This window comes from Pseudomonas sp. FW305-25 (assembly GCF_017351415.1).
Lineage (GTDB): Bacteria > Pseudomonadota > Gammaproteobacteria > Pseudomonadales > Pseudomonadaceae > Aquipseudomonas > Aquipseudomonas chlororaphis.
This window is the reverse complement of the sequence record NZ_JACNDE010000022.1, coordinates 1-17,358: the sequence shown is the minus strand read 5'-3', so window position 1 is coordinate 17,358 and position 17,358 is coordinate 1. Positions and strand designations below refer to the sequence as shown.

General features: G+C 53.7%; 20 protein-coding genes and 1 pseudogene. 14 read left to right on the top strand and 7 right to left on the bottom strand.

Translation table 11 applies throughout. The annotated features are described in order from the left end of the window. Positions 1-836: 836 nt before the first annotated feature. From J4E58_RS19970 to J4E58_RS19950, 5 genes are all read left to right on the top strand, one after another. Positions 837-1,295 (top strand): (2Fe-2S)-binding protein, encoded by a 459-nt coding sequence (locus tag J4E58_RS19970; protein ID WP_087092261.1) that lies wholly within the window; start codon positions 837-839, stop codon positions 1,293-1,295. After that, positions 1,292-3,493 carry a xanthine dehydrogenase family protein molybdopterin-binding subunit gene (locus J4E58_RS19965; protein WP_087092262.1) on the top strand — a complete coding sequence of 734 codons (2,202 nt, stop codon included), beginning with the start codon at positions 1,292-1,294 and terminating at the stop codon, positions 3,491-3,493. Before J4E58_RS19970 ends, J4E58_RS19965 begins: the two co-directional genes overlap by 4 nt. Positions 3,494-3,504: 11 nt before the next feature. After that, positions 3,505-4,074, top strand: coding sequence for a hypothetical protein (locus J4E58_RS19960; RefSeq protein ID WP_009044406.1), 570 nt, complete (start codon positions 3,505-3,507; stop codon positions 4,072-4,074). A 476-nt stretch (positions 4,075-4,550) separates the two neighbouring features. Next, a complete protein-coding gene (locus J4E58_RS19955) occupies positions 4,551-4,841 on the top strand; it encodes a type II toxin-antitoxin system ParD family antitoxin (RefSeq protein ID WP_087092263.1) in 291 nt (96 codons plus the stop codon). A 2-nt stretch (positions 4,842-4,843) separates the two neighbouring features. Continuing rightward, on the top strand, positions 4,844-5,200 hold the full coding sequence (locus J4E58_RS19950; RefSeq protein WP_087092264.1) for a type II toxin-antitoxin system RelE/ParE family toxin: 357 nt from the start codon (positions 4,844-4,846) through the stop codon (positions 5,198-5,200). Between the two features lie 236 nt (positions 5,201-5,436). Here the strand turns inward: J4E58_RS19950 and J4E58_RS19945 are convergent. The 3 genes and pseudogenes from J4E58_RS19945 to J4E58_RS19935 all read right to left on the bottom strand — a co-directional run. Continuing rightward, a pseudogene (locus J4E58_RS19945) lies at positions 5,437-5,709 on the bottom strand (Arm DNA-binding domain-containing protein); the annotation flags it as partial. A 376-nt stretch (positions 5,710-6,085) separates the two neighbouring features. Further along, positions 6,086-6,316 carry a hypothetical protein gene (locus J4E58_RS19940; RefSeq protein ID WP_087092265.1) on the bottom strand — a complete coding sequence of 77 codons (231 nt, stop codon included), beginning with the start codon at positions 6,314-6,316 and terminating at the stop codon, positions 6,086-6,088. A 121-nt stretch (positions 6,317-6,437) separates the two neighbouring features. Continuing rightward, complete coding sequence (locus J4E58_RS19935) at positions 6,438-6,692, bottom strand: DUF2790 domain-containing protein (protein WP_087092266.1); 255 nt, start codon at positions 6,690-6,692, stop codon at positions 6,438-6,440. Between the two features lie 371 nt (positions 6,693-7,063). Here J4E58_RS19935 and J4E58_RS19930 point away from each other — a divergent pair, with 371 nt between their 5' ends. The 5 genes from J4E58_RS19930 to J4E58_RS19910 are packed head-to-tail and all read left to right on the top strand — an operon-like array spanning position 7,064 to position 10,405. Beyond that, positions 7,064-7,999 (top strand): MBL fold metallo-hydrolase, encoded by a 936-nt coding sequence (locus J4E58_RS19930; RefSeq protein ID WP_087092267.1) that lies wholly within the window; start codon positions 7,064-7,066, stop codon positions 7,997-7,999. 14 nt (positions 8,000-8,013) lie between these two features. Next, entirely contained in the window at positions 8,014-8,316 is a 303-nt protein-coding gene (locus J4E58_RS19925; protein ID WP_087092268.1) for a hypothetical protein, read from the top strand. Next, positions 8,313-9,146: a DUF692 domain-containing protein gene (locus tag J4E58_RS19920; RefSeq protein WP_087092269.1), complete on the top strand. Its 834-nt coding sequence runs from the start codon at positions 8,313-8,315 to the stop codon at positions 9,144-9,146. Before J4E58_RS19925 ends, J4E58_RS19920 begins: the two co-directional genes overlap by 4 nt. Further along, positions 9,143-9,802 (top strand): putative DNA-binding domain-containing protein, encoded by a 660-nt coding sequence (locus tag J4E58_RS19915; RefSeq protein WP_087092270.1) that lies wholly within the window; start codon positions 9,143-9,145, stop codon positions 9,800-9,802. The genes J4E58_RS19920 and J4E58_RS19915 overlap by 4 nt, the downstream gene beginning before the upstream one ends. 12 nt (positions 9,803-9,814) lie before the next feature. Beyond that, positions 9,815-10,405, top strand: coding sequence for a DoxX family protein (locus J4E58_RS19910; RefSeq protein WP_087092271.1), 591 nt, complete (start codon positions 9,815-9,817; stop codon positions 10,403-10,405). Positions 10,406-10,583: 178 nt separating this feature from the next. On the opposite strand, the gene J4E58_RS19905 is transcribed toward J4E58_RS19910, so the two are convergent. After that, the gene (locus J4E58_RS19905) at positions 10,584-11,459 is read right to left on the bottom strand and encodes a LysR substrate-binding domain-containing protein (RefSeq protein ID WP_087092272.1); all 876 of its coding nucleotides are present in this window, start codon (positions 11,457-11,459) and stop codon (positions 10,584-10,586) included. A gap of 670 nt (positions 11,460-12,129) precedes the next feature. On the opposite strand from J4E58_RS19905, the gene J4E58_RS19900 reads away from it, so the two are divergent. Beyond that, positions 12,130-12,612, top strand: coding sequence for a hypothetical protein (locus J4E58_RS19900; RefSeq protein ID WP_143481911.1), 483 nt, complete (start codon positions 12,130-12,132; stop codon positions 12,610-12,612). Between the two features lie 363 nt (positions 12,613-12,975). Here the strand turns inward: J4E58_RS19900 and J4E58_RS19895 are convergent, their stop codons facing one another. Beyond that, positions 12,976-13,740: a hypothetical protein gene (locus J4E58_RS19895; RefSeq protein WP_143481912.1), complete on the bottom strand. Its 765-nt coding sequence runs from the start codon at positions 13,738-13,740 to the stop codon at positions 12,976-12,978. 603 nt (positions 13,741-14,343) lie between these two features. Here J4E58_RS19895 and J4E58_RS32010 point away from each other — a divergent pair. Then, on the top strand, positions 14,344-14,820 hold the full coding sequence (locus J4E58_RS32010) for a flavodoxin-dependent (E)-4-hydroxy-3-methylbut-2-enyl-diphosphate synthase (protein ID WP_256583220.1): 477 nt from the start codon (positions 14,344-14,346) through the stop codon (positions 14,818-14,820). Beyond that, positions 14,708-15,235 (top strand): flavodoxin-dependent (E)-4-hydroxy-3-methylbut-2-enyl-diphosphate synthase, encoded by a 528-nt coding sequence (locus J4E58_RS32005; protein WP_310650903.1) that lies wholly within the window; start codon positions 14,708-14,710, stop codon positions 15,233-15,235. The genes J4E58_RS32010 and J4E58_RS32005 overlap by 113 nt, the downstream gene beginning before the upstream one ends. A gap of 146 nt (positions 15,236-15,381) precedes the next feature. On the opposite strand, the gene J4E58_RS19885 is transcribed toward J4E58_RS32005, so the two are convergent. After that, on the bottom strand, positions 15,382-15,741 hold the full coding sequence (locus tag J4E58_RS19885) for a CesT family type III secretion system chaperone (RefSeq protein ID WP_087092288.1): 360 nt from the start codon (positions 15,739-15,741) through the stop codon (positions 15,382-15,384). 230 nt (positions 15,742-15,971) lie between these two features. Then, on the bottom strand, positions 15,972-16,493 hold the full coding sequence (sodC, locus tag J4E58_RS19880; protein ID WP_087092273.1) for a superoxide dismutase family protein: 522 nt from the start codon (positions 16,491-16,493) through the stop codon (positions 15,972-15,974). A gap of 518 nt (positions 16,494-17,011) precedes the next feature. Here sodC and J4E58_RS19875 point away from each other — a divergent pair. After that, complete coding sequence (locus J4E58_RS19875; protein ID WP_143481913.1) at positions 17,012-17,350, top strand: hypothetical protein; 339 nt, start codon at positions 17,012-17,014, stop codon at positions 17,348-17,350. Positions 17,351-17,358: the final 8 nt, after the last annotated feature.

Below are 17,358 nucleotides of genomic sequence, written 5' to 3'. Positions count from 1 at the left end.
CCTGCAAGATAGGAAGGTCAAGTTGGTAGTGACAATAAGGCCGTGCCAGTGATGGACCTCTTGCACGCCTGGATGATCGCCCAGAGCCAGTTCGTACACGGCGGCTCGATTATTAGCAAAGCGCTGGATTACAGTCTCAAATGCTACGAACTTATTAAAATCGTTTAACCCATTACCCTTCATGTCGATCCAGCGGGCAAGTGATCTTGCCAAGTCGCTACCCTCATAGATGGGAGCCGGTTTAAGTGTGGGGGACCGGATGTTCGGAGGCATACTTTCATTGTTCAGAAATCAAGGATTGTCTATCCATAAATGACTAGCTTATTTTTAAATTCGAACGTTTTAAAGTAAGCGATATCTCCTGCCTTCAGGGGCAGGCCATGTAGCAGGCTACTCGATCAAAAGTGAAATTGTTTTCATCGACGGGTGAACAGAAAGCAGGTGGATTGATTCCTCGCGACTTGGCACAACAGGGAAGCACACTAGTGATTCACTGCAACAGCGCATCGAGTAAAAGCGATCCAGGTACGACTATTTGTTGAGTATCAAAGCCTTGGATGCCGAAGTGGTATCCCAGGCAAAACCTGCTCTATCGTCACCTCATGCTTTGGCGCTTTGTAGGCACTTCTATTGTCTTACAGTTACCTGGTCATCACCCGTTGATTCCGAGTTGCAGGCACATGCTTGGCTTTAATACCACCACGTTACCCGCTCGAGAAACCAGGCCGTAGGGTGCCTACTTCTACTATATCCGCGCCACTCTTGCCACCGGCATCATCGCTACAGCCGTAGGTGAGATTGCTCCATATTTTTCCGTCCAATAAAGAGGGAATATCATGGCTAAGATTAAAGTTAATGGAGATTGGCGAGAAGTTGATGCCTCGAATGGTCGTCCTCTTTTATGGGCATTACGTGAAGACTTGCAACTCACGGGAACCAAGTTTGGTTGCGGTGCGGCGCTGTGCGGTGCCTGCACCGTGCATCTCGATGGCATACCCGTTAGATCCTGCGTGACGCCTGCCGAAGTTGTGACAGGCAGGTCCATCACCACCATCGAAGCGATGGGGAGCTCTAATATTGGCAAGCGTGTGCAGAAGGCATGGACGGACCTCAATGTTCCCCAATGCGGTTACTGTCAATCGGGTCAAGTAATGGCCGCGGTGGCATTACTTACACAAATACCGAAGCCCACCGACACTGATATTGATCAGGCCATGTCAGGCAACATCTGTCGATGTGGGATGTACCCGCGTATTCGGGCAGCCATTCACCAGATTGCGGAGAGCCTGGCATGAAGCGCATTCTGGATACCTTTGAAACGAAGCACTCTGCCTCAGTCACAGGCCTTAGTCGGCGACATTTTCTTCAATTAAGCGCAATTGCCGGTGGCGGGATCATGGTGGGTTTTCATTTACCCGAAGTGATGGCAGGTACCCCTGTACAGATGCCCCATAAAACCGTGCAGCCTAATGCTTTTGTACGTATCACTGCTGACAACTGGATCACGGTAATTGTGGGTCATACCGAAATGGGGCAAGGCGTCACAACCATAATCCCAATGCTGGTTGCCGAGGAAATGGACGCTGATTGGCAACGTGTGCGTTGGGAGCAGGCACCCACGGCACCCGCCTATCAGAACCCTCTAATGCATCAGCAACTTACAGGTGGCAGCCTGACGACAATCGCCCAATACGAGCCTCAGCGTAAAGCCGGTGCCGCTGTCCGCGAAGTGATGCTAGCTGCCGCCGCAAAGCGCTGGCACGTCGATGTGTCATCACTGCGTACCGACACCGGCCGCGTGATCCACGACGCGAGCGATCGTAGTGCCACTTACGGTGAGCTAGCAGTCGATGCCGTGGGTATTGAGCCGCCAGCAAATCCAAAGCTCAAGGACCCGAAGAACTTCAAGATCATCGGCCAACCACTCCGCCGTATCGACGCCATGACCAAGGTCGACGGTTCGGGCAAGTTTGGCATGGATGTCTATGTACCTGGCATGCTCATCGCGGTGCTCGCGCGCGCGCCGCTTTTCGGTGGCAAAATCTCACACGTCGACGCCACAGTGGCCAAGGCTATGCCCAATGTCGTCGGTGTCTATGAAACGCCGCAGGGGGTCGCTGTGGTGGCCAAGGATTTCTGGTCGGCAAAGCGAGCTCGTGATGCCCTCGTTCTGATGTATAGCGATGTGAATGGCGAGCGCGTTTCGACGGATGAACAGCGCATTATGTATCGTCATCTGATGTCACTTGAAGGAACGGTGGCACGTAGCACTGGCGATATAGAATTGGCACAACGGAGCGCCGCGAAAACATTCACCGCCGACTACTGGTTTCCTTACCTCACTCACGCGCCGATGGAGCCACTCAATGCCACCATCGATTATCGCGGAGGAAACACTGCTGAAGTATGGATGAGCACGCAATGGCCCGAAGGTGACCAACATGCGGCGGCCTCGGTACTTGGGCTGAAACCGGAGCAGGTAAAACTCAATACCCTGTTGACCGGAGGTGGATTTGGTCGACGCTCTTCGCTCGGTTTCGACGTCATCATCGCGGCCGCGCACATCGCCAAGGCAGTTCGTCGGCCGGTCAAGATGATCTGGACACGCGATCAAGATATCCAGGGCGGTTATTATCGTCCCAGTGCCTACCATCGGCTCAGTGCGACTCTTGACTCTCAGGGCACTATTACCTCTTGGACCAACCGTATCGCCGTGCAGTCGATCGGTACGGGCACAGTGATGGAACGCTTCATTGTCAAAAACGGCATTGACTCGCTCTCGGTTGAAGGCGCTGAAGATATTCCTTACGCCATCCCGAATCTGCGAGTCGACTTGCACACGCCACGCTTCCAGGTTCCCGTATTGTGGATGCGCTCAGTGGGGCACTCGCATACAGCCTTCTCCGTTGAGCACTTTCTTGAAGAGATTGCGCATGGGATAGGCAAGGATCCTTACCAAATGCGTCGTGAACTGCTGCAAGAAAAGCCGCGTCACCTTGCCACACTCGATGCAGTGGCCAAGTTGGCCAATTGGTCGACGCAACCGAAAGCAGGCGTATTCCGAGGCATTGTGGTGCACGAGTCATACGGTAGTTTTGTAGGGACCGTGGTCGAGGCTAGCGTCGCGACTGATCAAACGCTTACCGTGCATAAGGTGTACTCCGTCATTGACTGCGGCGTGGCGGTTAATCCCGACCTGGTCAAGGCGCAGATGGAGTCGAGCATTGCTTTTGGTCTCTCATCAGCGCTGTACGGCGAAATTACCCTGAACAAAGGCGAGGTACAGCAGGGCAACTACGATGACTATCCAGTCGTCCGCATGAGTCAGATGCCGCAGATCGAAACGATGGTAGTAGAAAGCGCCGAGTCTCCCGGTGGCGCTGGGGAGCCTGGCGTTGCTGGCGTGGCTCCAGCGCTGGCCAACGCAATCCTATGGGCGACCGGGCAGCCAGTACGATCGCTACCGCTACGCCATTCCTTTCGTGTTGTCTAAGGTAACCTGACATGTACATCACAAGAGCGACGATTCTGCGGCTGTCTGCCGCGCTGAGTATTATGTCATTCGACGCACAGGCTCAGGAGCCCAACGCTTATCAATTGTTCGATCCAGTCGTGAGCGTCTTACAAAGCCCCCGCTGTATGAACTGCCATCAGAGTGCACGGCCGACCCAAAAAGATTCGATGATTGCTCATATCCAGAATGTAGTGCGTGGCACGGCAGGTCTGGGAGCACCGACGATGCAATGTATTGCCTGCCATCAAGAGAAGAACACTGCCGACGGCAAGGTGCCAGGTGCTCGCGGGTGGCATATGCCACCGTTGCCTATGGTCTGGGAGGGGCTGACCAGTGCGCAGATATGCCATCAAATGCAGGACCCCAAACGCAATGGCAATCGTAAAACACCCGAAGAAGTCATCGAACATATGAGAACCGATCCGCTGGTGCTATGGGCTTGGGATCCCGGTGCAGGTCGATCCACGCCAAGCATCACACACGATCAGTTTATCGAGCGATTGGAGCTCTGGGCCAAGGCTGGGATGCCATGCCCGGACGAACAAGCAGCGGCACGCTGAGCGTGCCACCACTAACGAGTCCGCAGCTTCCCCTGGGTCAAGTTTTTTGACGGGGACTTAGCCTCCAAAAAGCCAACGCCCCCTGCCCAGTGGGATCAGTGTAGAACGTAGTGTTTCTAGTCCAATGGGCCGCGGAGCGCCGGGGAGGCGGTTTTTTAGGATTTCGATATCCCGGTCTTTCTGCTTGAGCAGGGCCTGGAGCCGCTGAATTCCCCGCTGGTCAGCCGTGATGGCTTTGACCCCTACCTGACGGAACGTCTGCGATAGGGCCGGGGGTATCGGTAGTGGACCGTCGTCGACGGCACCGGATGCCACCGTTGGCTATTCAACGTCGGAAAAGCTCATTTGGCTCATGCACTGCTGATGAGCCCTTGCATTCCAGCTCGTCAGATGCCCCCAAATCATGCATTTGCAAGTGTGATGGCATAATATGCCAACATTCAAACATGATTGTTTTTCCTGATCTGGAGCCAACCATGGCGACTCGAAACGTAGTTCTCACCCCTCACCAGGAACAGGTTATCCAGGACCTGGTGCAGTCCGGCCGTTATCAGAATGCCAGCGAAGTGATGCGAGAAGGCTTGCGGCTATTGGAACAGCGCATCGCCGAAGACACCGCCAAAATCGAGGCCCTGCGTCAGGCGACCTCGATCGGCATCATGGATCTTGAGCACGGGCGCTTCACGCAGTTGAACGAAGGGGATCTGGAGCACTACCTCGAGGGTTTGAGCCTGGAGGCAACCCTGCCCGCGCGTGAGAAACACTGAGCATGCCGCAGTATCGGATTTCCAACGCTGCGCGCGCCGACATTGTCGACATCCTCAGATTCTCTCAGGTGCAATTCGGCGATCAAGCACGCCAACGCTACCAAGCGTTGATCCTCACCGCGCTGCAAGCTATCGCCGGCATGCCCTATTGCACTGGCAGCCACGACCGCGATGAGATTGCACCGGGCCTTCGCAGCTATCACCTCATCTACTCGCGCCAGCAGGCCAAACACCCCCATGGAACGGTCAAAAGCCCGCGCCATATCGTGTTTTATCGTGCGGCAAACGATGACGTGATTGAGGTCGTCAGACTCCTTCATGACGCCATGGAGGTGCAGTTGCACTTGCCTAATGACTGATCACCGACCTGGCCCAACGGCTTAACTGGCCGTGAACAGCGAAGGTAAGGCGCCCGCCTCTACATCGCAACCTGGGCGCCCTCGCTGCCAGCCGACTTGGCGGCCAATTGAAGCGGGAGGTTCTGGGTCCAACCGGACTATCGAGACCCACGACCAAAAACGCGATGTTCAACTTTGCATACCACTTTCAATGCTGAACAACCGCTTCTTAGGCCGTTTTCCGCGACTAGGCGCCTGGTATTACGCTCCAGCTGTCGATGGACACGCAGATCGATGCTCCTAGCGACCAGCGCCCTGGCAACATCACGCAGAGCACGAGCATCTCGTAAGCTAATTTCAGGATAGGTACCGAGAGAAATACGGGGTTGCTTATCCGCCCAGGAAAAGCGGAAGTGCCAGCACTTTGTGCCTTTCGTATTCACGAAAAGAGCGAGGCCGTTGTAATCAGGGAGGATGTAGTCCTTTGCACGGGGTTTGGCGTGTCGGACCGCGGTATCGGTGAGGGCCATCGTACAATCTCCACCTCATTTGGGTGAAGGAGATTTGTACGGTTTCCGGTGAGGTGAGTCCCCTGAAAAAGTGATCTACCCAGCGCCGGATTAATGTACTAAAAAATCGTGGCTAGTCATGGTATCGAGTAGAACTTACCGGAAACAAAAAAAGAGGCCGAAGCCTCTTTTTTCAGTTTCTGCAGACTTCAATAGAAGCCTGTAGAACAATATTTGGAGCGGGAAACGAGACTCGCATCTGGTGTCCGACCCATTGAAATCTAAGGGTTTTCTCTTCTTGCCGAAACAGGAAGAGACTCAATTCTGGACTTGTTTTCAGGGAGCATCAAGCGCAGCAAAGCATAGAAGAAGTGAGTACCGGGAACGGTTCGAACAATCAAGTATCGGGCTGTTGCTTCTGTTCGGTAGTGCCTGTTGCGGAAGAACCGTTGTTTTTGGTCTGGGCTGTCAAGGTTTTCTGCGCGGCTTCAGTGTGGACGTGGGCCTGCGCATGGCTGGCCTGGAACGCCTCCCAACGGGCGCGGGCCCGGTCAGAGCCGTCTTCGGCAACGGCGGCGATAGAAGTAACGGACAATAAGCAGGCAATGACAAGGGTGGAGCGTTTCATCGAATCAATCTCCTGAGGTGATAAAGGGAAGAGCCGCTTGGGCTAAATGAAAGTTATGGGTGGCGCTTTAGGAAGTGTCGTTATCAACTGACCGTTAAGTGTTTATAAAGAAAACACGCCATCAGTTTTCGTTCGTGCAATGTCCTTGAACCTGATAGTCCAGAACATGCTCCCGCCCCTGATGGTCCAGATAATCCAGACCCGCGGGAACCACACCGCACTGGTCCGGGATGTCAGTCATGGATATGATTTTTGCTACATCCATATGAACATAGAAGCCGGTCTTGTCGTGAATGACCGGAGAGGCCTCGGTAGTGTCGGCAAACGCTGAACCGGTGGTGAGCAAGGCAGCAAATCCAAGCATAAACAATTTCATGAAGGTATCTCTCTAGTGGCAGGTTGCTTGTTAACTGGTAATGAACTCACAGCAACTAGCAAGTAACGCGGTATGGGCCGGTGAATGACTCAAATTCATCCTCCCACTCTCTTCCGATATGCACGATGACATTTTTTGCATGTGCGCCATGCCCTAACGGCATGGCTCAAGTCCCCCCAGCCCAGAGAGAGCGTCAAAGCCACCCACACGGCCGCATCGTGCCAACGCATACCAAAAAGGCATGCGACATATCAAAAACAAGCAATAGTGCATATGTCAGCAGTAGGTGACGATATGTCACACCTCATTGGTGCTGCCTGGCACCACTCGGTGACCTGCACATTCCACTTCAGCCCGCTTGGAGCCTCACTGTGAAAAAAATCTTGCGAATCGCCACCGCTCTCGGCTTGGCGGCACTCTCCACCGGCGCATTCGCCGCTACGACCAATTGCGACACATCGCATTCCATGGGCATCCAACTGCTCGGCTCCGGTGGTCCCATCTCTGACGACGCCCGCGCTTCGTCGGGGGAGATTGTCTGGATCGATGGCAAGTCACGGCTGCTCATCGACGCTGGCGGCGGTACGTACCTGCGTTTTGGTCAGGCCCATGCCCGGCTGGAAGACCTGCACTTCATCGGCATTTCGCACTTCCACACGGACCATAGCGCCGACTTGCCCGCCATCTTGAAGGGCGCATATTTCATGGCCTCGGGCAACAAGACCGCACTGGTCGGTCCGGACGGGTCTGACGCTTTTCCAAGCATGACGCAGTTCTTCCACGACATGTTCGGCGCCAAGACTGGCTCGTTTGCCTACCTCGAGGGGCTGCATGACGGCAGCGATGGGTTGAACCTAAAGGTCAGCCCGATCATCGATGTGGATCGCCACGCCGAGAAAGCGTCCCTCGTTTATCAAGACGCCGAGGTCAAGGTATATGCCTACGGCATTCCGCATGGCGATGTACCGACCCTGGCGTTCCGCATCGAGGGCAAGCGCGGCACGATCGTGATCTCCGCGGATCAGAACGGCAGCCGTGCCGGATTCATCGACTTTGCCAAGGGCGCTGACATCCTGGTCATGCCGGCGGCCATCGACGACGACGCCGACGCCACCTCTAAATTCCTCCATGCAACGCCGACGGTCGTCGGCAAGATCGCCGCAGCCATCAACCCCAAGATGCTCGTTCTCAATCACTTCATGGGCAAGTCCCTGAAGAACAAGGACAGCAACGTTGCAATCATCAAGCGCTACTACCACGGCCCGGTCTACGCAGGCCGTGATCTGTCGCGCTTCGAAATGCCATGACCCGGGAGCATCCAATGAAACACACACTCGCACTCTCCATCGCCGTTGCCTCGCTTGCCTCGTTCGCCGTCATCAGCCAGCCGGCTCACGCCAGTGAAACCCCGCCACCGGCCATCGCCAAGACCACCAAGAGTGGCGGCAAGTGTGCCAGCGGCAAGTGCGGCACCGAGAAGATCTACAGCAAGGCCAAGATCAGTCAGGACCCACAGGATCGCCTGGTCCGTACACGGGACGGTAAATGTGGTCTGACCGCCCAAGGATACGACGTCGCCGAAACGACCCAGAAGAAACTCGCCGAAGGGGTCTGTGGCCAATGATCACCCAAGGACGAGGGCTTGGGCTCCGGCGCGAGTTTGCCTTGCCTCTCGCCAACGACCCCGTTCGGACTGACTTCGACTTTCTAGAAGTCGTACCGGACAACTGGATGGGGTTGGGTGGAGAGAGCACGGAGCAATTCGACGCCATCGCGGATAAATATCCAATGGTGGCACACAGCTTGAGCCTGTCCATCGGCGACGCTCAGCCACTGGATATGGACTACTTGAGCGCAGTGAAGACTTTCTTAGACACCTACGACATTGCGATCTACAGCGATCACGTGAGCATGTCGCGCGATAGCCGCGGCTACCTGTACGAGCTGATTCCTGTGCATCGCACGCAGGCGAGCCTGCAGCTAATGGTCGACAAGGTCAAGGCGGTGCAGGACTACCTGTCCCGGCGTATCACGTTGGAGAACATCTCCTACTACTACGATGAGGAGGGGCAGATGGCCGAAAGCGAATTCATCGCTCGCCTGGTCGACGCCTCGGGCTGTGGGCTGCTATTGGATGTCAATAATGCATATGTCAACGCGCGTAACCACGGATCCGATCCGCGCGCATTCATCGATGCATTACCGGCGGACGCGGTGACCTACTTTCACATGGCCGGCCATCTCGATAATGGTCCTCAAGAGCGAGTCTTGGACACCCACGGCGCCGATGTCTCGGCCACCGTGCTGGGCTTGGGGATTTATGCGGTCCATCGGTTCGGCGAGCGGCCCATTGTGCTGGAGCGCGACAACAATATACCCAGCCTCGACGAGCTATGTGAGGAACTGCGCGGCATCCATCAGGCCATGACGGGCTCGACGGGGAATCTGCAATGAACTTTCACATCGCCCCGGATGTCGCCAGCGAAGCTGAGCGCCGGTGCCAGGCTGTGCGTCGCGGCGATCTTGGTCCGTATGGCGAGTTGGTCCGTGCGAACGCGCAAGAGCTAGTCACCACGATGTTCCCACGGTTTGCCCAACATCGCGGTGCCGAGCGCCTGCGCCAGGATATCGACGCATTCTACAAATGCTTTGGCGCAACGCGGGCCGAATTCATTCACCTCGCGACCGAGTTTGTCCGCTTCATGCAGCCGCGCCTGCCTCCAGGTATCGAGCGCCCCCTCATCGAGTACGAATGGATGTTGTTTGACGTTGAGGTCGATAAAACCCCGGTTCCCCGTCCCCATGGAGAGGGCGCTCGTCGCCCGACCCGCATTCGCCTCAACCCCACCGTGCGATGGCTGGCCACTCCGTTTGACCTGTACGCGGACGACCGACTTGCGGAGCAAGCGCTGCTATACCACGACGCACCTTGTGCCTATGCCGTCTTTCGCACCTTCGACCATAGGGTCGTGACGCAACGGCTTTCAAACCACGACATCGCAGAACTGACCACCTTCACGGGAGGTGAGCGACTCGTATCCCCGATGGAATCAGCCCACTGGTTCACGCACGCACTTCAGCGCGAACTCATCACCTCACACCACGAATAGTAAGGCATCGCCATGGCTAAACTGATCGCACTCCTCAATCGCGGCCTCGAAAAGTCCAAGAAGCTGGATTTCGTAGCGCTACTTTCCATCCGCCTGTACCTGCTGCCCACCCTCTACGAGGGTGCCCACGCCAAAGTCACCGGTTTCAGTGGCCTGGTCGAGTGGTTCTCTACCCCGGTGGCCCAAGGCGGTCTCGGCATGCCCTTGCCCACTCTGATGGCCACGCTTGCTACGGGCACCGAAGTGGCGGGACTCATCTGCATCGCCCTAGGTCTGTTCACCCGTATCGTCACCGTTCCGTTGGCGATCTTGATGACCGTCGCCGGCTTGTCCGTGCACTGGTCGCACGGCTGGGCCGCGATTGCCGACAAGACCACGGAAGCAAGCATGCGCCTCAGTGGTCTCATGACCTGGCTGCAGCATTCCTTCCCGGGCCGCTTCAACTATGTGACGGAACTGGGGGATCCAATCATCCTCAACAACGGTATCGAGTTCACGGTGACCTATGCGGTCATGATCATGGTGCTGTTCTTCTATGGCGCAGGTCGCTATGTCAGCGCCGACCATTGGCTGGCCAAGGTCTTCCCGCGCTGGCCGAAGTGACCGGGTGCCTGGCACAGCGACCCGATCCCATTCAGGGTCGCTATGCCAGCCACAGGGTCAATGTCGCCGGGCATGTCCTTCAACGACCGACGACGGGTAACAGCTAAACCCGAGCGGTGTTCTGATAGCTTTTGGGCAGAGCTCACCGCTCTGCCCTTTTTTTGCCCGTCGTTTGCCGTTACTGCTCGAGCAAGGAAAGCAATTCGCGCTCGGCCGGCCCGTCAGGTACGGCCGCGCGACGCACAATGCTCAAGGTGCGGCGAAGCGTGAGCGGCGCGCAGGGTAAAGGGATGAGTACGTCGTTGGCCAATTCGTCCGCGATACTGATGGCGGGCAGCCAGGCAATGCCGCCGCCATGAATGGCAGCCTGCTTGATGGCCTCGGTGTTGCCAAACTCCATGATCGATCCTTGTTGCACGTCCAGATCCTCGAGTACTGCCGCAATCAATTCCCGCGTACCCGATCCCACTTCGCGCATCAGTAAAGGCTCGTCATCGAGATCCCGGGGTTTGATGGCGGTAGCATCGGCCAACCGATGCCATGCGGCCACTACCGGCAACAAATCGTCCTCGCGAAAATGGGTCGCGGTCAAACCGTTTATATGCAAAGGACCTTCAATGAACCCCAGCGAGTAGCGCATGTCCGCAACGGCCTGAGAAACCTGTTCCGTGTTACTCACGAAGAGACTGACCTTCACACCTGGATTGTTACGGCGAAAACGTGCAAGAACGCGCGGCAATACATAGGTACCGATGGTGTTGCTCGCCGCTATGGATAAGTGCCCAATCCTGGCGCTTGCGAGTTCCTTCATCGCCAGGTCAGCCGTTCTGGCAATATCAAAGAGGCGATCGGCATATTCGGCAAGAACTTCGCCGGCGTGCGTCAAACGCATGCCACGCGGTTGGCGTTCAAAGAGGGTCAAACCGAAGCACTCCTCCAGTTTGCGCAATTCGCGAGACAACGCCGGTTGCGAGATGTGCAACGCTTTTGCAGAGGCGGTAATGCTGCCGGTTTTGGCAATCGTGTGAAAGACTAAGAGGTGATGAAGGTTCATATAAGCGAAGAATGAATGGCTATGAGCAAATGCTAGCGGGTACTCAGTCCATCCAGGATCTGGACGATACAGTCAGCGCCAGCCGTAAACCGAAGTGACATGACAGTGCTGGGCCGGCACCGTGGCTAAGCACGTCAAATAACCGCACGATATTAGCCTATCCGCTACTCCCTGCACATCGCCCCTCCATAAGTATATCCAGCCAGGGTAGAAACACCGCCCTACTCCACCCGATCCGCACACGCAACTGCCCGAGCGTCGAAATGGTTGATGCCTCTAGTCCTCATCTATCGCCCTCGGCAAGACCGAGGAACGTGAAGCACAGATCTCCGATACCAGTGTCTAACCGCTATTATTTGATCCAGGGGTCAGTCTGAAGAACGGAAAACATATCCACCTTTCACCATCGCCGACCAACGTCTGGTTAATGATCGGGATCATAGGATGAAGACGTGCTGATGTAATACCAACCTTACTGTCACTCTTACGGTAGAAGCGGGTCGGATCGCCATAATCACGGCACAGATCCGGATGGTTTGGCATTTTTCGTACAGAGTCTAGAGCACTTTGATGCTTGAGCTAAAATTGAAAGCCAATCCAGCCTTACCCAACGGATAATCTTCAAACAACATTATTTCTTATATCTTTTGAAAAGCATGAAGCCTACCTTATGAACCTATTTACATGCAAACCCCCTACTTCTGCAGGAGCAAGCTATGCTCGACCTATCACTACCGACCACTATAATAAAAAGCTCCCCCGCCTAGTTTCCCATTACCTCAAAACCAACAATCAACATACTGCACAAGCTGATCTGGCCAAGATTCTAAAATCCTGCTCTAATCACGCACTGACATTCGGAAAATGCACAAGTCTTGAGGTACTGAAGCACGATTGCAAAAACCTCATTAAATACTTGAACCAACAAACAGATACAGCCAATCAGCAAAAGGCTATTACCCTACACAACGAACTAGCTATGTCGCTCAAAGGCATAGACAATCGTATCCAATCGGAGTCGGAATACCTTCAAGAAGAAAAAGCCCATAACACCACAATGAGCGACACGGCAAAAAAACTACATCAAATGCGTGAACGCCTACTCGAAAAACCGACAATACTCAATACTCAAGCAGCCAAACCTGACGATTAATTTTGGACACTTTTTAAAACCATTAAGCAACCAGCCTTTTCATAGCTATGAGTGATCGATATCGGTTGTAGCTATGGAATCTGGTTCATCCGCACTTCAGCCCCCCCCCACATACACCACCAGTCAGGCTACGACCCGCATTCAGCACCTTGGCCAACGGCGCAGAAACCATCGGCAGTAAGCAGCGATACTATACCGCCCAACTAGTTGCTCGACCAGAACAAAAAATCTTTGAAGTACAAAACCAGAGAGCACTGGCCTTCTTTTATATCTAAGCCCCCCCCTACAAAATCGCCATACAGGCTACGACTCGCCAGAGACTGTATGGCTATGGACTTACAACACAGAACTTAAGCTAATGGACTAACGTGTAGAGCACCAGCGCCCTGAAAGCTTAATTGAATCAGTATGATACAAATGCCTGCGCGATACGGAATTAAAATCGTGAGATGGGAGCCCTGCTGCCCTCGCCTTCATATCGGCCAAATAATCTCTAATAGCTTCAGACAATGCATACCTCAGATCCATATAGGAGCAAGTACCTAGCTCACCAGCAAGTTTCGTACCTATTTCCCTGGCAGCATAATCACAAGCCTGTTCTAATGCAGGATTTTTATTTGACACTTCAAGCCCCGCCCTGCCACACATAATCTTTAGCTGCTGAGTCAATAAACCTGGACCTCCCACATAGGCGACTTTCTCCATCCCTCCTTGCTTACGAACAACGTCAACAATAAACCTTTTAAAATCCCTCTCCACTCCCCCTCTCTCTTTAACGCACAACATATTAGAATCAACAAAAGCATGGACCCAGTAAGTGCATTGATTAATCAGTAAGTTATATCGCTCCTCTACTGGTAATTGCCTAACCCAAACTTCAGTTTTTTGCTGCACCCGCTTGAACTGATTACGCTCCCAGCTCCCCAGGGGTAATACTACGCGCCGGACGGAAGAGCACACTCTACTCACCCGCGAAAAGGCGGGCTCGATATTCAAACTGCTTTTCGATGTACAACTATTACCTGCACCCTTTAAGCTTATCGCCACCGGTGCCTGTTTAATACTATTGGGCGCAGCACCTGCACTTTTCTTCCCGGCACACCCCATAAACAAACCAGATATATCCATCCAACCATCCTCACTGACACTTTAGCCACATTAACAACATTAAAACCATTTGCTATCAGACTTACTGCAAGCAACCAGCCTCCTAGATAACTTCCAGGCAGCCCCCCCCCAAAAAAACACACAAAATTAAATTAACCCCCATTGAATTTTTACTTCAAGACAGCTCTTAACTTAGTCAGGCACATAATCTCTCGAAGCAAAAATCATAAATACCATAAAAAGCTCACAGCCAAGCCTTTTGAAACGACTGGCAACAGCTAAAACATAAAGCCGAACAACCTGAACATGCACCCTCACACATTATCAAGCCAAACCCCACCACCAAAAGAGCCCTTTTTGAAAGACGTACAAAATAAAAATATGCTTATTGATTTCATGAAACCAATATCCTGCTAATACATACACCCAAACACAGGAACTGCACTTTCAGCATTAACCGATAGTTATTCGCAGCACATAAAACCAATGGAGTCCCACAATGAAACCCGATAACCAGCCTGCAACCCCCGGGACCACCCCGCGAAAAAAACACGCCAAGCCAAAGTGCAATGGGCCGACAACATCGTCACACTAGGCGGTGATGCCCCGATACTCGCTCAGTCAATGACCAACACCGATACCGTTGATGCCATGGCTACCGCAGCCCAGATCAAAACCCTGGCAGATGCAGGGTCCGAACTGGTCCGGATAACGGTCAATACACCCGAGGCCGCCGCTGCGGTTCCGATCATTCGCGAGCAGCTCGACCGCATGGGTGTACCTGTACCTCTTGTGGGCGATTTCCATTACAACGGCCACACACCATTGCGCGACTACCCCGCCTGCGCAGAGGCCCTGTCCAAGTATCGAATCAATCCCGGCAACGTCGGCATGGGCGCCAATCACGATCTGCAGTTCAGCCAAATGATCGAGACGGCTTGCAACTACGACAAACCGATACGCATCGGCGTGAACTGGGGGAGCCTCGATCAGGCGCTGCTGGCACGGATCATGGACGAGAACGCGACACGCAGCGAACCATGTCGGCGACACCCTGCGTATCTCGCTGACACCAGAGCCAGGCGCGGCACGGGAAAATGAGGTGATCGTGGCTCAAGAAATCCTGCAGACCATGGGCTTGCGCAACTTCACCCCAATGGTCATTGCCTGCCCCGGGTGCGGGCGCACCTCCAGCACACTGTTTCAAGAACTGGCATCCCGCATCCTGGGATACCTGCGCACACAGATGCCGAAGTGGAAAACCCAGTATCCCGGCGTCGAAGAAATGAACGTCGCGGTGATGGGCTGCATTGTCAATGACCCTGGCGAGAGCAAGCATGCCAACATCGGTATTTCACTACCTGGCTCAGGCGAATCACCTGCCGCACCGGTGTACGTCGATGGCATTAAAGTCAGAACGCTACGTGGCGAATATATAGCAGAAGAGTTTCAGGCGATGGTGCAATCTTATGTAGAGCAGCGCTATTCAAATAGTCTGCTCGTGCGAAATATTTGATTGGATTTTCTGACTTTTTCGAGTTGCTCTAGATCTGCATGAAAAAACAAGGGGCCAAGAAATCAGCCCCTCGCTTTGACCCAGTACATAAACGCCGCGATTACATAACATAATAGCTGACGCAGCACCTTCATCTCACTGACTAATCACACGGGCTCACTCAGTTGGCTCGCGGCATGCACCAGTTGCTCCAACTGATGGTGCACCATGGCACGATCCATCTGCATCAGATGCTGACGATTCCATAACACTTTACCTTGGCTGACCGGATCAAGCCCCAGTACCGGCTTGCATGGATCCTGGCTGAACAGGTTCTGCTCATCGACTGAAACCTGTTCCGAGGGCGTCACACTGACAAACATCAGCAGGTAATCGGCAGGATGCTCGGTCAGATGGCAGACATGGGTATCGAGCTGCAGACTGGTCACCGACTCTATAATTTCTGGCTCCGGTAGTGACAACGAAAGACAGAGCTCCCGGATAGCGGCCTGGTATTGTGAAGTCATTTTATTCACCGAGTAATAAATAGAAGCCCGACGCAATAACTCCATCTTTGTGGCGCGGGCGAAGCCCCTTCACGAGTCAGCTTCATCCCCGTCGTTACCTTCTGGAGTAATGCGCTAGGGAAATTGAATGGGGAAAATGTGTTTCAGCGGCAATATGCTGATTACACACTTCACATCCTTTGATCATTCAAGCCCCTCCCGCCCATGCAGCAGCAAGGAGGCCGCCCAGTTCAGATCACCCCGCAAGCCACACGGTCACCGCCACCACCCAGCGGCTTGGGCATATCCGAATGGTTATCGGAGCCGGTGTGGATCATCAACGCACGGCCTTTGATTTCTGCAAGGCTTTTCAGGCGCGGCGCCAACACCGGATAGTCGGATATCCCATCGGCAGTCACGTAGAGCGCAGGCAGATCGCCCAAGTGCCCGTCACCATAAGGGCCCAGATGCTTTCCGGTTTTTTGCGGATCAAAGTGACCGCCAGCTGCCAATGCGGCAATTTTTACCCCATCCTTTGTTCCCGCTGCGCAGCTACCGTTTTCATGCACATGGAAACCATGCACGCCGGCCGGAAGGGCCTTTAAGTCTGGAGTGAACAATAAGCCGTAGGGGGTCTCGCTGACCCTGACAGTTCCAATCGCCTGCGGCGCCCCATCCGCACTCACCAAGTTCATGGGGACATTGAGGGAGGCTGCGTGAGCCGTCCCCATCACGATGGTGCCGACCAAACCAAAATATGCAGAGAATTTCATAGGGGGTCCTAGATTTTTTCGATGAGCGTTTTGAAGATTGGAATGCATTTAGAGTGCAGGGGGACTAAGTGCTGCTCCTGGTCATGTTTTCATGGGTTGCCCCGCTTATCCAAACCGTGGATGGCATTCAAAAAATGCACCCATCGCGGAAATAATCATATGGCCTCCTCTTTGCAGGAGGATGCCTCATATGCTGCTTCGAAGAACCCAGCCACGCATTCAAAAAAAGCTCATCATCTTTTTGGAGCCTTACCCGGCCAGCCCCAAGACACCCGAAGGTTTTTTCACAGAGGGCAACGACCAAAGCTTGATTGATTTGGGCACTTGAATAACCAACACAATGCGCCTCTCACGCCTCTCCTTGCATAGCGGATGAAACCGTTGGGCGCTTTTTGAAAATTAGTAGCCTGGGGAGAGATTAACATTGGCTACCCAGAACAACCTGATGAAAAATAGTTCATGGGCTATCTTAATTATCACTACATGATCCTAGCAACCAAGACAACACAAGGTTAATTATGCATAAAATCTCTTACAACCCTAGCACCTTTAAATACCAAATTGGTCACAACAACCATACCCCTTCCCCACAAACAAAAGAACGAGTCAAACAAATCAACCAAGTATTAGAATCTGAAAAAGGCAAAGAAATATTTAGCATAAACATAGAAAGACAACTACTGACAGTTCGCAACACAGACACCGCCAGACACAGCCATTTTGTCATGGCCCCTCCTCATCCTGAGTCACTTGTTATTCAATCCCTAGGGTTTCGTTGCGATAAGTGGCAGCTGCCAGTTAAAGCCCCAATGAAATCTATGGTCACCCCCATTTTTGCAATGCTGATTAACGGGTGAAGTGGTTG

What these genes read in the sequence shown, in the direction of transcription:
- J4E58_RS19970 (WP_087092261.1), top strand. Translation starts at nt 837, where the DNA reads ATGGCTAAGATTAAAGTTAATGGAGATTGGCGAGAAGTTGATGCCTCG.
- J4E58_RS19965 (WP_087092262.1), top strand. Translation starts at nt 1,292, where the DNA reads ATGAAGCGCATTCTGGATACCTTTGAAACGAAGCACTCTGCCTCAGTC.
- J4E58_RS19960 (WP_009044406.1), top strand. Translation starts at nt 3,505, where the DNA reads ATGTACATCACAAGAGCGACGATTCTGCGGCTGTCTGCCGCGCTGAGT.
- J4E58_RS19955 (WP_087092263.1), top strand. Translation starts at nt 4,551, where the DNA reads ATGGCGACTCGAAACGTAGTTCTCACCCCTCACCAGGAACAGGTTATC.
- J4E58_RS19950 (WP_087092264.1), top strand. Translation starts at nt 4,844, where the DNA reads ATGCCGCAGTATCGGATTTCCAACGCTGCGCGCGCCGACATTGTCGAC.
- J4E58_RS19940 (WP_087092265.1), bottom strand. Translation starts at nt 6,316, where the DNA reads ATGAAACGCTCCACCCTTGTCATTGCCTGCTTATTGTCCGTTACTTCT.
- J4E58_RS19935 (WP_087092266.1), bottom strand. Translation starts at nt 6,692, where the DNA reads ATGAAATTGTTTATGCTTGGATTTGCTGCCTTGCTCACCACCGGTTCA.
- J4E58_RS19925 (WP_087092268.1), top strand. Translation starts at nt 8,014, where the DNA reads ATGAAACACACACTCGCACTCTCCATCGCCGTTGCCTCGCTTGCCTCG.
- J4E58_RS19920 (WP_087092269.1), top strand. Translation starts at nt 8,313, where the DNA reads ATGATCACCCAAGGACGAGGGCTTGGGCTCCGGCGCGAGTTTGCCTTG.
- J4E58_RS19915 (WP_087092270.1), top strand. Translation starts at nt 9,143, where the DNA reads ATGAACTTTCACATCGCCCCGGATGTCGCCAGCGAAGCTGAGCGCCGG.
- J4E58_RS19910 (WP_087092271.1), top strand. Translation starts at nt 9,815, where the DNA reads ATGGCTAAACTGATCGCACTCCTCAATCGCGGCCTCGAAAAGTCCAAG.
- J4E58_RS19905 (WP_087092272.1), bottom strand. Translation starts at nt 11,459, where the DNA reads ATGAACCTTCATCACCTCTTAGTCTTTCACACGATTGCCAAAACCGGC.
- J4E58_RS19900 (WP_143481911.1), top strand. Translation starts at nt 12,130, where the DNA reads ATGAACCTATTTACATGCAAACCCCCTACTTCTGCAGGAGCAAGCTAT.
- J4E58_RS19895 (WP_143481912.1), bottom strand. Translation starts at nt 13,740, where the DNA reads ATGGATATATCTGGTTTGTTTATGGGGTGTGCCGGGAAGAAAAGTGCA.
- J4E58_RS32010 (WP_256583220.1), top strand. Translation starts at nt 14,344, where the DNA reads ATGACCAACACCGATACCGTTGATGCCATGGCTACCGCAGCCCAGATC.
- J4E58_RS19885 (WP_087092288.1), bottom strand. Translation starts at nt 15,741, where the DNA reads ATGACTTCACAATACCAGGCCGCTATCCGGGAGCTCTGTCTTTCGTTG.
- sodC (WP_087092273.1), bottom strand. Translation starts at nt 16,493, where the DNA reads ATGAAATTCTCTGCATATTTTGGTTTGGTCGGCACCATCGTGATGGGG.
- J4E58_RS19875 (WP_143481913.1), top strand. Translation starts at nt 17,012, where the DNA reads ATGCATAAAATCTCTTACAACCCTAGCACCTTTAAATACCAAATTGGT.